General features: G+C 34.6%; 12 protein-coding genes and 1 pseudogene. 6 read left to right on the top strand and 7 right to left on the bottom strand.

Going from position 1 to position 15,095, the window contains the following annotated elements:
- Nucleotide 1: 1 nt before the first annotated feature.
- Nucleotides 2-871 carry a DegV family protein gene (locus ACVQ8P_RS05795; protein ID WP_462298157.1) on the top strand — a complete coding sequence of 290 codons (870 nt, stop codon included), beginning with the start codon at nt 2-4 and terminating at the stop codon, nt 869-871.
- 94 nt (nt 872-965) lie between these two features.
- On the opposite strand, the gene ACVQ8P_RS05800 is transcribed toward ACVQ8P_RS05795, so the two are convergent.
- Nucleotides 966-1,811, bottom strand: coding sequence for a hypothetical protein (locus ACVQ8P_RS05800; RefSeq protein ID WP_462298159.1), 846 nt, complete (start codon nt 1,809-1,811; stop codon nt 966-968).
- A 192-nt stretch (nt 1,812-2,003) separates the two neighbouring features.
- Here ACVQ8P_RS05800 and ACVQ8P_RS05805 point away from each other — a divergent pair, with 192 nt between their 5' ends.
- Genes ACVQ8P_RS05805 through ACVQ8P_RS05815 form a run of 3 tightly spaced genes read left to right on the top strand, consistent with a single transcriptional unit; the run spans nt 2,004 to nt 5,267 of the window.
- Entirely contained in the window at nt 2,004-3,377 is a 1,374-nt protein-coding gene (locus ACVQ8P_RS05805; protein WP_462298160.1) for an ABC transporter permease, read from the top strand.
- A 22-nt stretch (nt 3,378-3,399) separates the two neighbouring features.
- Nucleotides 3,400-4,068 carry an ABC transporter ATP-binding protein gene (locus ACVQ8P_RS05810; RefSeq protein WP_462298383.1) on the top strand — a complete coding sequence of 223 codons (669 nt, stop codon included), beginning with the start codon at nt 3,400-3,402 and terminating at the stop codon, nt 4,066-4,068.
- 53 nt (nt 4,069-4,121) lie between these two features.
- Nucleotides 4,122-5,267, top strand: coding sequence for a glycerate kinase family protein (locus ACVQ8P_RS05815; protein ID WP_462298161.1), 1,146 nt, complete (start codon nt 4,122-4,124; stop codon nt 5,265-5,267).
- Between the two features lie 272 nt (nt 5,268-5,539).
- Here the strand turns inward: ACVQ8P_RS05815 and ACVQ8P_RS05820 are convergent, their stop codons facing one another.
- From ACVQ8P_RS05820 to ACVQ8P_RS05835, 4 genes are all read right to left on the bottom strand, one after another.
- Nucleotides 5,540-6,298, bottom strand: a complete 759-nt coding sequence (locus tag ACVQ8P_RS05820) for an ABC transporter permease (RefSeq protein ID WP_462298162.1) — start codon at nt 6,296-6,298, stop codon at nt 5,540-5,542.
- The gene (locus ACVQ8P_RS05825) at nt 6,291-6,947 is read right to left on the bottom strand and encodes an ABC transporter ATP-binding protein (protein ID WP_462298163.1); all 657 of its coding nucleotides are present in this window, start codon (nt 6,945-6,947) and stop codon (nt 6,291-6,293) included. Before ACVQ8P_RS05825 ends, ACVQ8P_RS05820 begins: the two co-directional genes overlap by 8 nt.
- Nucleotides 6,948-7,049: 102 nt before the next feature.
- A complete protein-coding gene (locus tag ACVQ8P_RS05830; protein ID WP_462298164.1) occupies nt 7,050-7,397 on the bottom strand; it encodes a VOC family protein in 348 nt (115 codons plus the stop codon).
- A gap of 17 nt (nt 7,398-7,414) precedes the next feature.
- A complete protein-coding gene (locus ACVQ8P_RS05835) occupies nt 7,415-8,740 on the bottom strand; it encodes an MATE family efflux transporter (RefSeq protein WP_462298166.1) in 1,326 nt (441 codons plus the stop codon).
- Between the two features lie 301 nt (nt 8,741-9,041).
- Between ACVQ8P_RS05835 and ACVQ8P_RS05840 the strand changes: the two genes are divergently transcribed.
- Nucleotides 9,042-10,349 carry a sialate O-acetylesterase gene (locus ACVQ8P_RS05840; RefSeq protein ID WP_462298168.1) on the top strand — a complete coding sequence of 436 codons (1,308 nt, stop codon included), beginning with the start codon at nt 9,042-9,044 and terminating at the stop codon, nt 10,347-10,349.
- Nucleotides 10,350-10,437: 88 nt separating this feature from the next.
- Here ACVQ8P_RS05840 and treC read toward each other — a convergent pair whose 3' ends face one another.
- A complete protein-coding gene (gene treC, locus ACVQ8P_RS05845) occupies nt 10,438-12,084 on the bottom strand; it encodes an alpha,alpha-phosphotrehalase (RefSeq protein WP_462298170.1) in 1,647 nt (548 codons plus the stop codon).
- Nucleotides 12,085-12,102: 18 nt separating this feature from the next.
- Nucleotides 12,103-12,822 carry a trehalose operon repressor gene (gene treR / locus ACVQ8P_RS05850; RefSeq protein ID WP_462298172.1) on the bottom strand — a complete coding sequence of 240 codons (720 nt, stop codon included), beginning with the start codon at nt 12,820-12,822 and terminating at the stop codon, nt 12,103-12,105.
- 206 nt (nt 12,823-13,028) lie between these two features.
- Here treR and ACVQ8P_RS05855 point away from each other — a divergent pair.
- Nucleotides 13,029-15,019, top strand: a pseudogene (locus tag ACVQ8P_RS05855) (glucose PTS transporter subunit IIA).
- Nucleotides 15,020-15,095: the final 76 nt, after the last annotated feature.

Genomic DNA, 15,095 nt, shown 5'->3' on the forward strand with positions numbered 1-15,095 from the left:
AATGAAAATTGCTGTATTAACAGATAGTTCGGCATATCTCGCAGATGAGATTGTTGAACGATTGGATATTAAAGTCGTCAATAACCCAGTCTTATTTGGTAATCATGTGTATCATGAAAATGCGGATTTAACAGTGGCTCAATTTTATCAACTATTAAAAACAGAAGACGTTCTTCCAACAACTTCCCAAGTATCAATGGGTGAAATGGAAGAACGATTTGATGCACTTGCTGCTGAAGGTTATACTGATGTGATTTGTATTCACTTATCATCAGGTATTAGTGGATTGGTTGGAAATCTTGAGGCTTTTGCGCCATCTGTTTCTTCTATCAATGTGCATGTCTTTGATTCAAAGATTGATTGTGCAGGGATGGGGAACATGGTTCAATTAGCTGCCACAATGGTTAAAAAAAATAAAGATGTTACAGAAATAGTTGAAAAATTAAGCGAGTTGAGAGAAACAACACGCGTACTTTTTGTTGTCGATGATTTAAATCATTTAATGAGAACGGGTCGCCTATCAAATCGTTCAGGATTTGTTGGTAATTTATTGAAAATTAAACCAATTTTAACTTTTGATAAAGAAGGCAAAATTGTTGCTATTGGTAAAGAACGCAAAATGAAAAATGCGTACGCAGAAATTAAATCACAATTTGAAGAAACGACTCAGTCACTTGATTATCCAGTTCGGATTGATTTAATTGATGCGAATAATCCAGATCTTCAAGCTGAATGGGGACAAGATTTGAGAGATAGTTTTCCTAATATGCATTTTGAATCAGGTTATATCGGACCTTTGGTGGGTGTTCATACCGGTGAAAAATGTTTAGGCTTAATCTGGTCGAGAGATTGGGAAAGTTTAATAGATTAAATAAAAGGCTCTATAGTTATTAGCTGAATAAAATTTAATAGTCATAAAAGGCACGACAACTTATTTTTTAATAGTTGTCGTGCCTTTTATTTGGTTATTTATATGTTTGAATTAGGGTACGTAGTTCAGTCTGAGCAGCAGCATCTTTAGAAACAAAAAAATCTTGATCAGGTCCGTTATCGTAATCAGTACCATCAGTATCTAATTCAGCAAAACCGTCTTCGGGGTTAACATCTGTGCCACTACCAGTTGTTAATTGGTAGACGACACCGTTATCAGCCAACAGGTATTTACTGACAGGTTTGTCAAAGTTTACATTAAGTGAATAGTCATCATCGCTGTCCAAGGAGCTATCAATTCCAGTTGTTTTATCATTAGCTGTGTAAAACATAACACCACCAATGGCATGGATTTTGAATGAGTTTGCGCCAGGATTATCATTATTTTGGACTTGAACTTTTCCGTCTGGCGTATTAGCGTACCAATCTCTTGAATTATCGACATCATTACTAAAGTAATGCTCACTTACAGCCATATTACCAATGATAGCTTGTCTGCCAGCCCAAGTTAAGAAGTCAGTTGAAATCTCAGATTTGTCATTGGCATTTAAAGTATTAGACGAGGTTGGGGATTTTATGGTGTTATCGGTTTGAGAATCTGAATGAGAACTATCAGCTGAAGAACTTGCAGCATCTTTAGCATCTTGATTAGCTTTTTTTAAAGAATTACTTGTTTCTTTAGCAATTTTTAAAGCGATACTTGTTGCTTTAGAGCTAGCGGCATCCTGTGAGGATTGTTCAGCACGTTTATGTGACGCACGACTACCAGCAGAAAAAGAGATGGCGCCAATTATTATAATAATCAAAATAGTACTTATTATAATAATGGCCTGTTTGTTTCTTTTTATTTTATTATTATGATGATCTTGACGAGTTGGCATGAGTGATAGTGCTCCTTCATTATTAATTGAGTGTTTGGGCATTAATAAAAACAGTATAATCTTAACTAATCCAACTTGCATTATATATTTTTTGTGGCTTGTATGCAAAAGGTTCTGATAATCGTCAAAAATAATTCATATTTATTAGTTATGCTTAATGATAGAGATTAAGCGAATATAGAGGGAATGAATATGAATTTTTTTAAACGAGCTTTATTAAATATTAAAGCTAAAAAAGGAAGATCATTTTTACTTGTTTTAGTCATGTCGACTATTATGTTATTCATGTTAATAGGATTAATTATTCAAAATGCGGCAATAACTGCGGCGAATGATGCCAAGAAGAGCGTAGGTGCAACAGTAACGTTGACAGCTAACCAGGAGAAGCCTGTCAGCAAAAAGAAAACCTTTGGTTCAAAAAAATCGAAGACAATAGCTAACTTATCAGGGGTCAAGATGACAACGGCTAAAAAAATTGGTGCATTAAGTAACGTGAAGAGTTATAGAATTATGACATCAGTAATAGCTGATACTGATTCATTTGAGACAGTACCTTCAAATCAAGGTACGAATGATAAAAAAATGAAGTCATCTGTGACAACAGGTCATATAATGATTTCTGGTGTGAGCGAAACAACTAGTCTATTAAGTTCTAGCGATGCCAAAATTACGGAAGGTCGTGGTCTGACAGCAAGTGATTTAAACACTAAGAATGTTGTGATTGAATCGGAACTTGCTTCAATTAACCATATTTCAGTGGGGAATACAATTAAACTAAAATCAACTGGTGGTAAAATGTACAAGGTTAAAGTTGTGGGTATTTATAAAGCTAGTTCAAATAGTATTGGTAAAAATGCATCTAATACAATTTATACAGCTTATACATTTGCTAATACGATAAAAGGTAGCAAATATAAAGGGACTGCTGATTCAATTATTTATACATTGAACAATCCGGCTGAATTAGCAGTATTTACAAAAAAAGCTAAGAAACTCATTAATCCAGCTCAATTTTCACTATCAACGGATGATAGGAATTACCAATCAATGCTGATACCATTGAATAATATTAAACGGTTTGCACAAAAAATTATTTTGTTAGTGGTCATTTCAGGAACTATTATTCTTTCTTTAATGATTATTCTAATGATTAGAGAACGGCGTTATGAAATTGGTATTTTATTAGCATTAGGAGAAAAATGGTGGAAAATTATCGCACAATTCTTTGTTGAAATGGTTATGATTTTAATTGTATCGTTAGCTGTTGCAGGTATTGGTGGTAGAGTTATCGGCAATGTCGTTGGGAATCAGTTAATAAACCAACAAACGGCAGCAACTACATTAACAACTTCAAGTGATATACAAGGTGGTGCGCAAAGTGATTTGTCAGATCAATCAGCAATAACGGCAAGCCAATCAGTAAAATTGAATCGCTTAAATACGACAATTAAGGTAAAAGACTTGGTAGTATTAGGCGGAATGGGTCTTACAATTATCTTGGTGTCGATTATTTTGGCATCACTTAGTATGTTACGATTTGAACTCAATAAACGCTTGAATTCATAAATTAATGGAAAGGACTGGTTATATGATTGAAATGAAAAATGTTGCTTATTGGTATGAAAATAAGGATAATGCACTATTTTCAAATGTTAATTTAATTTTTGAAAATAGTAAATCGTACGCTATTGTCGGCAGTAGTGGCTCAGGTAAAACAACCTTTCTCTCATTAATTGCGGGATTAGATAAACCTAAGGCTGGAGAAATTTCATATGAAGGTAAAGCTATTAATAAAATTGGGCTAACACATTATCGAAATAAAGATGTTTCAATTATTTTTCAATCATATAATTTGTTTACCTATATGTCAGCGCTTGAAAATGTGATGACAACAATGGCTATCACTGGTGCAACACATGCAGGTGATAAGGAATATGTCTTTGAAATGTTGAAAAAAGTTGGTGTTGATGAAGAGATGGCTAAGAAAAACGTCCAACATCTTTCTGGTGGGCAACAACAGTGTGTCGCTGTTGTCAGAACGGTATGTTGTGATGCGCGACTCATTGTTGCTGATGAACCAACGAGTAATTTGGATGAAGCTAATACAAAAATAATCATTGGGTTACTGCAAGACTTAGCTAAATCACAAGGTAAATGTGTGATTATTGTCACTCATGAACCGGATGTTGCTAGCATGTGTGATCGGCAATATGTGTTGAGAAATCATGAATTTAAATTGAAACAAGCAGCATGTTAAAAGCAAGTGGTACACTTAACTTAAAGAATAATTGAATGGTCGGAGGGTTAAAAATGAAACTAGTGAGTGCAATAGATTCGTTTAAAGGAAGTGCAACATCAAAAGAATTAAATGAAGCCGTTATTAATCATTTATTAGAGTTGAAATTAATAGATGAAGGAATTTCAGTTCCAATCGCGGATGGCGGTGAAGGCAGTATGGCTGCTATCTTTGAAGCTTGTGGCGGTGTATGGCAATCTGTTAAAACAGTTGATTTATTGGCACGACCAATGACAGCAGATTACTTAATGACCATTATTAATGGTGAGAAAACAGCTGTCATTGAATCAGCTTCAGTTATTGGACTAGATTTTATTGAACCTAGCGAAAAAACAGTTGAACAAAGTAGTAGTTTTGGATTAGGGGCAATGTTAAAAGATGCGCTTCAACAAGGCGTAGCCAAAGTGATTATGACACTTGGTGGGAGTGGTACCTCTGACGGTGGATTGGGATTATTGCAGGCTTTTGGTGTGCAGGTGACAGATGATGAAGCGCAATTGATTATCACAGGAAACCCGCTAGTCAGGGTTTCAAAAATGGTGTTTCCAGACCAATTGAAAAATAGTATGGCAGATGTTGAGCTAATTATTGCAGCAGATGTGACTAATCCTTTTTATGGTGAAACCGGTGCTGTTGCAGTTTTTGGTAAACAAAAAGGCGCTTCAAAGATGCAGATTAAAGAATTGGATAATCAGGCGAAAAAAGTTTCTGAGATGATTGAAAAAAATACTGAAATCAATCTTCAAATGCAACCAGGATCTGGCGCAGCTGGCGGTATTGGTGGCGCATTAATGGTATTGGGTGGGCATATGGCAGCGGGTTTCCCTCTGATTAGCCAAGCTGTTGCGTTGGAAAATAAAATTGAGACAGCTGATTTAGTGATTACTGGTGAAGGTAGTTTAGATAGTCAATCTGCCCAAGGAAAAGTACCATTCGGTGTGGCGATGCTTGGTAAAAAATATCATGTTCCAGTTGTTGGGTTATCAGGCAGAAGAAGTGCAGATATAGGAAAGATGGCAGATTTATTGGCAGGTGCATTTTCCATTCAACTTGGGCCAATTGCGTTGGAAAAAGCAATAGAAAAAACGACAACCTTACAACAAATAGCATTAACTAGTGAATCGGTCGTGAGATTGTTTAAAGCAGGTAATGTGAAATGATAGAGTTATCATGAAAATGAAATTTGGGATGACACTGGTTTAGCTGACTAGGCAAGTAAGAACTGCTCAAAAATGATAGTTTTCAAAGCGCAATTATTTATTGCATGCATTAGTATAAAAACTGTTTTAATCACGATGTTCAAATAGTAGTATTTGTTTTATAAAAAATAAGCTAACTCTCAAATTAAAAATGAGGATTAGCTTATTTTTATAGAAATGAACTAACTATTATTTAGGGCAGACAATTCTCACTACGTAGGGTAGATGAATAATTAACGTAGTTGCTTTTTATCGTTGAAAAATTGTTTATAAGATAAATAACAAACACTAATTGATGAAATACTTGTGGCTGAAAGGAGCATAAAAGTGACCATGATTTGGTATTTAATGGCGAAGACTGGGTCAACACCGGCGAAGATTAAACCGGACATCATACCAGGTAAACTGACAATTCCCACTGTTTTAGCTGAATCAATAGTAGGCGACATACCTGTTTTGATACTTTCTCGGATAATTGGGTAGGATGCTTGTTTTAAATCTGCACCCAGTGCTAATTTTTCTAAAATTTGCTGACGTTGATCACGAAAGCTACTATTGAGATTTCGGTAACAGAGCCCAATGGCAACCATTGAATTGCTGGCAATCATTCCAGTGATAGGGATGATTTGTGAAGGGATAAATTTTAAGGTCCCTGCTAGTAATAAAAGGCCAAGTGTTACGGAAGTACTACAAAAAATGGCAATAAATGAAATACGAAAACTGTGCGGAATTCCTGCACTTTTTTTGTGCGCACTATAAGCGGCATTAAAGAAAACAATGAACATCATAACTAATGTCAAAATAATATTATTAATATTGAAGACATATTTTAAGATATAGCCAACAATGACTAATTGAATGATTGCACGAATAACACTATAAATAATGTCTTTTGCCAAACCTAATTTCTCTTTATAAACGATTCCAAGAGAGACTAAAACAAGTGAGAAGGCGAAGAAAAGCGAAAGGTTATTAACGGCTAAATTACTCATGAGCGACCTCCGTCATTTGACCGTTAACAATTTCAATTAATTGATCGGCCATTTTTATTTCACTATCATCATGTGTGACAGCGATGATTGTAATTTTATTTGAGTCATTCAAATGATTAATGAGTGTGTGGATGATTTTTTTACTTTCAGAATCTAAAGCACTTGTAATTTCATCGAGTAGGAGGACTTTAGGCAAAAAGATTAAATTACGAATGAGAGCGACACGCTGCTTTTCACCGCCAGATAATTCATTAATTGATTTACTAAGATAGTGACTGGGTAAACCTACTGATTCAAGTGAAACAATAGCATGTGCTTCATCAAAATTTTGTTTGCGAATGATATAAGGAAATTCAAGATTGTCTTTGACTGTTTCACCAAATAAAACGGGCGTTTGGAAACAATAAGAGATGACCCGGCGATAGTCAATTGGATCATAACTATCAATTGACTGATTATTAAATTGGATTTCGCCGGAAGTTCTTGAAATTAACCCCGCAATTAATTTCAAAATAGTGCTTTTACCACTTCCAGATGGACCTGTGATTGTTAAAAAGTCCCCTGAATTTACCTTGAAGGAAATATGTTTCAAAAGTGAGTGATTATTAATTTCTAGTGAAATGTCTTGTAAATTGATAATGGGTTGCATAGCGTCCCGCCACCTTTCTATGACTCCAGATTATCATGTTCAGACCGGATAGTCTAGATAACGTAAAAAAGCCAGCATTAGGCGAATACTGGCTTAGTAAAGTTATTTTTGATAACTAATTAATTCAATCTTGTGGTTATCAGGATCTAAAATTGTAATTGATTGAGCGTTCTTTACATCTGATTTTTCAACAGGGCCATTAAGGATTGTCACAAAATAATTTTTTAAATGATTTTCTATGGCAGACATCGAATCACTGACTACAAAACTGAGCGTCATTGGAATAATCGTTTCTGATAGCTCAAAAATAATTTTTTGATGGCCAAAATGGACCGTTGGAAGATCGCTATGCTCAATCACTGTCATATCGAAAACTTCATGATAAAAGCGCAAACTTCTTTGAATATTAGAAACAGGAATTGTAATTGCTTCAAAACGCTTAACTTTCATAAGATAAGAAACCTTCTTTATTGTTTTTTGATTTGTTTATTAAAGAAACTGAATAGAAATGCGGTACTTATAATGACAACGATAAATTCTGTGACAGGTAATGCTATCCAAACGCCTGTTAAATTGAAGAAGTGAGCAAAAATGAATAGCAAACCAAGTAACAGCACGTAACCACGAAGAATAGCAAGAGATAGTGCATGCTTAGGTTCTTCGATTGCTGCGAAAAACATACCGAAGACAATATTGAGAGAAGAGCCAAATAAACTTAAGAAGTAAATTGGAATGCCAATCTCAGCGTAATGAATAAGGGCTTGGTTATTACTGTTATTGAATAAGGCAATAATGGGGCCTTTTTCAAATGTTAGTGCGAGATATAAAATGGTTCCGATAATGAAACTGACAATTAAGCCAAAACGTAAAATTTGTTTAACCGCGGTCCAATTTTGGATACCAAATTCACGACTTAATAAGGGCTGGATTCCTTGAGAAACACCATTGAAAAGGGATAAGGCCACTAAGATAATATTTGCGATAATCCCATAGGCAGCGACAGCCGTGTTTCCAGCTAAACTTAAAATAACGAGGTTGAAAGCAAAAATGCTGACCCCTGTACTCATTTCAGTGAGAAAGACGGGGAATCCAAGTTGAACAACTCTTTTTATGGTTTTAAAATGGATCGACGTTCGTTGAAGCGTTAAGAGTCGATTTTCTTTCTTACGGTGGAAGGTTAATATGGTTAACCCAACAACTGGAGAAAGGGCGGTTGCGATTGAAGCACCAATCATTCCGAGATGTAATGGGTACATAAGAATATAATCAAAAATGATATTGAACAAACTTGAAATTAACATTGCTACCATGGATAATTGTGGATTATTATCGTTTCTAATGAAACTTAAAACGAGATAATTACATGCAAAGAATGGTGCGGCTAGTAAAATATAAGTCAAATATTCAGCAGCTAATTTGTAGGTTCCAGCATTTGCTCCTAAAAAATGTAGCAGTGGGTTCATAAATAAAAAGCCTAGAACTGAGAATGCTAATCCAAAAATAAGACCAACAAGTAAAACTTGAGTCAAAATTTTTTGACTTGCTTCACGGTCTTTAATTTTTAAAATAGAAAATAAAGTTGCGCCACCAATTCCGAGCAGTAAACCAACACCATTTAATAAATTAAATAGTGGTAATACAATGTTTAAGGCTGCTAATCCAGTTGTTCCAACTGCATTAGCGATAAAATAAGTATCTGCTAAAAGATAAACAGATAGGCCTAAAGTACTTAAAACGTTCCGTGAAACGTACCCTGCAAGTTCGTGACGGATTGAAACGGTTTGATTAGTCAATTCGTGCTCCTTATTAATACCTATTTTTTAAATGACTAATAAAAAAATAGGTATCAACATCCTTCATTGAAAAATGGCCTCTTGGATGTGATAACTATTATTTTTGTAAAACCCGGCGATTTTACTCTGCTTTAACTTTCTTTATTTTAGCAATTTACATTAAAAATAGCTAGGATTAACCATTAAGGAGTAGTGGAAAATAGGTGACTGAACAACATTGATTAAAAGTCGGTAGGGGACTGTCTTATGTTATAATTGTAAAGGATACTTAATGGACAACGACTAGAAAGAAGGTTTAACAGTGGCAACAACATTGCGATTAGCACCACTATTTACCAATCATATGGTAATGCAACAGGACCAAACAACACGATTCTTTGGTTATACAGAACCTGATCAAGAAGTGACCGTAACCATTTCAATGGGCGGCAGTGAAGACACGATTGAAACAGGAATTGCTGATGAAGATGGCTATTTTTTAATTGAAAGTACATCATTTTTAGCACCTACAATTGTGACCGTTTCAGTTAAATCAGGAACAGATGAAATTATTTTACGTGATGTCCAATTTGGAGATGTTTTCTTAATTGCTGGACAATCAAATGCTAGTTTCAAAATGGCTCAAGATGATGAATTTGACCATAATAAAACGATGCCGATGATGAATCTGCGTTTTGTTAATATGCCAGAAGTACAAACAACAGAAGAAAATTCTTGGCAAATTGTTGATGAAGAAAATATTGGCGATGTAACTGCTATGGGTTATTATATTGCTAAAAAAATTCGTCAATATGATGAATATACACCAATTGGTATCGTATTATGTGCCAAAGGCGGAACGGCAGCAGCAAGTTGGGTCTCAGAAAAAACGTTAATGCATGATGAAACTTTGAAAGCAGCCTACGTTGATACGAAAATCCCTAAAATTGTTGATACTGCTAACTTATTTGAATCAATGCTCAAAAATGTTGGTCCATATCGTTTTAAAATGATGACTTGGTATCAAGGTGAATCTGATGCTGATATCGATACAAAACATTACGGATTGTTGTTGAAAAAATTAATTCGTGAATGGCGTAAAACGTTAAAACAAAATAAATTACCAACTTACATTATTCAATTACCTCAATACAATGGTAAAGTTGCTGATTCTTGGGCTGAAATTCGTGAAGCACAACAACAATTTGCATCAACTGAAAACCGAGTTTATTTGGTAACAGCCATGGACCAAGGCTCTGCAGATAATATTCATCCAAGTAGTAAACGAGAATTAGGGTATCGAATTGTTGAATTGTATTCAAATGAAGGTAAATTTGAAGATATGCAGACAAGTCCACAGTTATCTGAAATCTCCGCAGATGTGAAACAAATGCGCTTGAATTTTTCAAATTGTGAACAACTTGAAACAATTTATCCGATTGATTTAAAATGGATCATGCCAGGGGACGTCTTAAAACCTGCTGTGATTGATTTGGGCACCAATGATATTAAAATTAAGCTTGAAGAAGAATCATTAGGTTTGCAATATGCATATGCTAATGTGACTTCAGCAGGACTTTGGAATGAGAATCATGTTCCAATTAGCCCATTTAGAATTTATTTTGATTAAATGTAATAAGTATTAATAATAAAGAAGACCTTACAGACTGAATTTAACCTGTAAGGTCTTCTTTATTATTTTGACCGTTAAAATGCTATTATTCAATTAAAAAGGCAATTGATTGATAGGGGGCTAGTTCCATAGTTGTCGTCAATTTAGCATCTGTTGGATAATTATTAATAAGAGTTGATACATTTCCAATAAATGCGGGCAATGTGATGGTTGTCGTTGTACCATAGAAATTATTTAAAACAATTAAACGCTGTTTTTTCAGTGTTCGTTGATAAGCAAATACGTGATTATCAGCCATTAAAAGGGATTGATAGTCGCCAATTGAAATAATTGGATAGGTTTTACGTAATTTAATAAGTTTTTGATAATAATCAAAAATTTCTCCGTGAGCTAATTCATTTTTAACATTGATAGTTGCCTGATTCGTGGGCATTAACCAAGGCGTATGCTTTGAAAACCCTGCATATTTAGTCTGATCCCATTGCATGGGTGTCCGACTATTATCACGTGATTTTGCTTGAATAATTTGTAAAGCATCAGCTTGACTATGTCCCAGTGCTAATAATTCAGTATAGGCATTTTTAGTTTCAATATCGTTATAATCAGATAAATTTTGATATTGTGGATTACTCATCCCAATTTCTTCACCCATATAAATAAATGGTGTCCCGCGTAATAAATGCATAGTTGTTGCTAACATTTCGGCAGATTTTTCGCGATAATGAACGGGGTCGCCAAAACGATTAATTGCACGAGGTTGATCATGATTATTCCAAAAAAGGGCATTCCAACCATGGCCTGTGGTCATACCTAATTGCCAATCATTTAAAATGTTTTTTAAACTCATGAAATCAAAAGGCATCGTAGACCATTTGTTTCCTTGATCGTAGTCAACTTTTAAATGATGGAAAGTAAAGACCATTGATAGTTCATTATTTTTTGCTAAAGTATACGCAGTACAATTGTCGATAGAAGTGGAAGACATTTCACCAACAGTTATTGCGTCAGCATCTTGTCCAAAGCTGGTTTGATTCAGTTCTTGCAAGTATTGATGCACTATTTTTTTATCTGTATATAAAAATTTGCTGTCACTGTCGGCGGGAGCGTCAACTAAATGAACATCTTTACCGATGACATTAATGACATCGAATCGAAATCCTTTAACGCCCTTATCACGCCAAAAATTGATAATTTTAGCCATTTCTTTTCTAACTGCTGGATTATGCCAATCTAAATCTGCCTGAGTTGGATCGTATAGATGGAGATAATACTTACCTGTGTTTCCAAAAGGTTCCCATGCGGGTCCACCAAATTTTGAATCCCAATTAGTAGGTAGAGAGCCATCTGGTTTAGCATCACGAATATAGTAGTAAGCCATGTATTTTGAATCGCCATTTAGGGCTTTTTGGAACCATTCGTGTTCGGTTGATGTATGATTGAAAACCATATCAAGCATGACATCGATATCGACAGATTTAAGTTTAGCGATAAGTTCTTCAAAGTCAGTCATAGTTCCAAAGTGAGAATCAATACGATAGTAATCGGAAATATCGTAGCCATTATCATTTTGTGGTGAAATAAAAAAAGGATTAAACCAAATCATATCAATATTGAGTTGTTTCAAATAAGGGATTTTCGCGATGATACCTTGTAAATCGCCTAGTCCATCATTATTACTATCGTAAAATGATTTCGGGTAAATTTGGTAAATGATTTTATCTTCAAACTTCATAATTTTTCTCCTATGTTTTTATTTTTTTGTTCGTCGAGCAAAATCAACAAAACTAAAGCGGTCTGCACGGTGGATAGCTTCAGTAATTTGAAATAATCGGCTATCTTGTAAATAGGTCTCACTTCGTATAACAACAACAGATTCATTTTTTGGAATATCTAATAATTTTTGGATAGTTAAGTCTGCAGGTTCAACCGTGATTTTTTTAACAGCATAACTGATTTCTAAACCTAATTTGTTTTCAAAGTAGTCATAAATAGAGTCTTGAGCAGCTGCTAGTGGTAATTTAGGGACAATACTAGTGAGTATGTAGTCACGGTCAATAACGCTGGGCTCATTTTTTACGAGACGTAATCGTTCAATGAAAGTAGCATGATCACCAGTGACGGATTCAGGGGCAAAACTACCCTCAGGAATTGTTGTACTAAATAATTGTTTAACTTGAGTTTCTGAATTCATTTGTAGTGACTGATCGAGTTCTTTATAAGAGGTAATTCCTGAAACAGGAAAAACAAAACGTTTAACGTCCAAAACTAAGGATCCTTTGCCGCGAATTTTTTGAATATAACCATTAGTGAGTAAATTTTGAAGTGCCTTTCGAATTGTTTCGCGAGAAGTTCCGTATAATTCACTTAGTTGAGTTTCACTAGGTAGAAAGGTACCCTTTGCATAAATATTATGTGTGATTTTAGTGGCAAGGTCTTGATAAATACCTAAATGTTTATTTTGATTAGTCATGATAACTACCTCCAATGATAAGATTAGTTTAACATAATTAATCAAGTCTATACAAGTGTATATAAATGTTTAATTTAAAGTGAAGAAAGCGTTGACATGTTGTATATACAGGTTTAATATAAAGGTATCTTGAAAGCGCTTATTTAATGGAATTCATTTAACTGTTATAAGTTAAATAGGATTTAATATAAAGAGGGGGAAACATAATGTCAATTTTTAGAAGAAAACAAAAAATAAATGATGATAAATTTTATGCACCAGCTGCGGGGGATTTAATTGCTTTAGAGAATGTGAGTGATTCTGTTTTTGCTCAAAAATTAATGGGTGATGGATTTGGTTTTAAACCAACGGCAGGAAATATTTTTAGTCCAGTATCGGGAACAGTAACATTGGTTGCTTCAACAAAACATGCCATTGGTTTTACGATGGATAATGGACTTGAAATCTTATTGCACATGGGTGTTGATACGGTTGATTTAAAAGGTGCTCCATTTGATATTAACCTAAAAAAAGGTACGCGTGTTCATGGCGGTGAGTTACTTGGTAGCATGGATTTGGCGCAAGTGGCTGAGGCAAAATTGGATAATGTTCTTATGGTAGTAATTACGAACACACAAGATCAACTTGAAAAATTAAGTTTATCAGAACCCCAATCTTTTGATGGTGGTATGGAGCTTGGGTCTGGTACTGCGAAAGGAGAGAATTAATTATGGCAAAAGATTACACACAATTAGCTACAGATATTATTGAGCAAGTTGGTGGTAAAGAGAATATAAAAAGTTTAATTCACTGTATTACCCGGTTGCGTTTTTATTTAGTTGATGAAAGTAAAGCAAACGACGAAGTTATCAAAAATTTAACTGGCGTGATTGATGTTCGGCATGCAGTTGGCCAATATCAAGTCGTTATTGGACCAGCCATTAATGATGTTTATGATGCAGTTATTGCACAATTAGGAACTGAATATGCAGGTGGTGAGGTTGATGCTGACGACGATGTCCCAGTTGGAGATCAACCTACAACATTTCGTGGTAAATTGAATGCTGGGTTTAATTCTTTAATTGGTGTAATTACGGGATCTATGATGCCTGTTATTGGACTGTTGGCTGCTAGTGGTATTTTAAAAGGATTACTTCAGATGGCTGTCGATTTTCATTGGACAGAGGCAACGTCACAGACTTATATTTTCCTATCAGCTATGGGTGATTCGGCCTTTTATTTCTTACCTATCATTGTTGGATTTACGGCAGCACAGAAGTTAAAAGCTGATCCTATTATTATGGCTATTGTGGGTGGTGTATTGGTATACCCATCACTTTTTGGTATTGCAACAGGCACAAAAGCTTTTGGACAAATTTTGGGAATGTCATTAAATACTAACTTATTTGGGATTCCAATTCATATGGTTAATTATACTTATAGTATTTTCCCAATTATTGCAGGCGCATGGTTGGCACATTATGTTGAAAAAGGACTTAAAAAAGTTATTCCACAAGTCTTACGGATGATTTTTGTGCCATTATTAGAAGTTATGATTGTTTCGGCAGCTATTATTATTATCGTTGGTCCTATTATTACATTAATTAGTACAGGTATTTCTATTATTCTAAATACAATTTTAACAGCTAACTATCCAATTGCAGGTTTCGTTATCGGAGGGTTATATCAATGCTTGGTTATCTTTGGATTACATTGGGCAGTTGTGCCTTTAATTGCAAATGATATTGCTTCTAAAGGTTATAGTTATTTAAATGCCATCGTTTCAATAACAATGGTGGCTCAAGGAGCTGCTGTAATGGCAGTTATGATTAAATCAAAAATTGCTAATATTAAAGAATTATCTGGTGGAGCTGTTATCGCAGCGTTTAGTGGTATTACAGAACCAGCTATTTATGGGATTAATTTGAAGTACGGACGTGTCTTCCTATCAGCTAATATTGGTGGTGCAGTTGGTGGGTTAGTAGCAGGATTATTAAATGTTAACATGTATGGATTTACTGGTTCATTAATTGGATTTCCTTCATTCTTTACACCATTAAAATTTGGTGGCGGAATGAGTAATGAAATTAATTTTTGGATTGCTTCAATTATTACGATCATCGTAGCATTTGGTTGTACTTGGTTCTTTGGTTTTAAAGATGCTGATGTTATTGCTGCAAAAGATGTTACTCGTCGTAAAACAATCGGTAAAGAATAATAAGCTTAATTTAAAAAGATTAAGGAGATAATATCTCTTTAATCTTTTTTTTGTAAATATTTTTAATATGAGATTA

It is taken from the genome of Dellaglioa sp. BT-FLS60 (assembly GCF_054941065.1).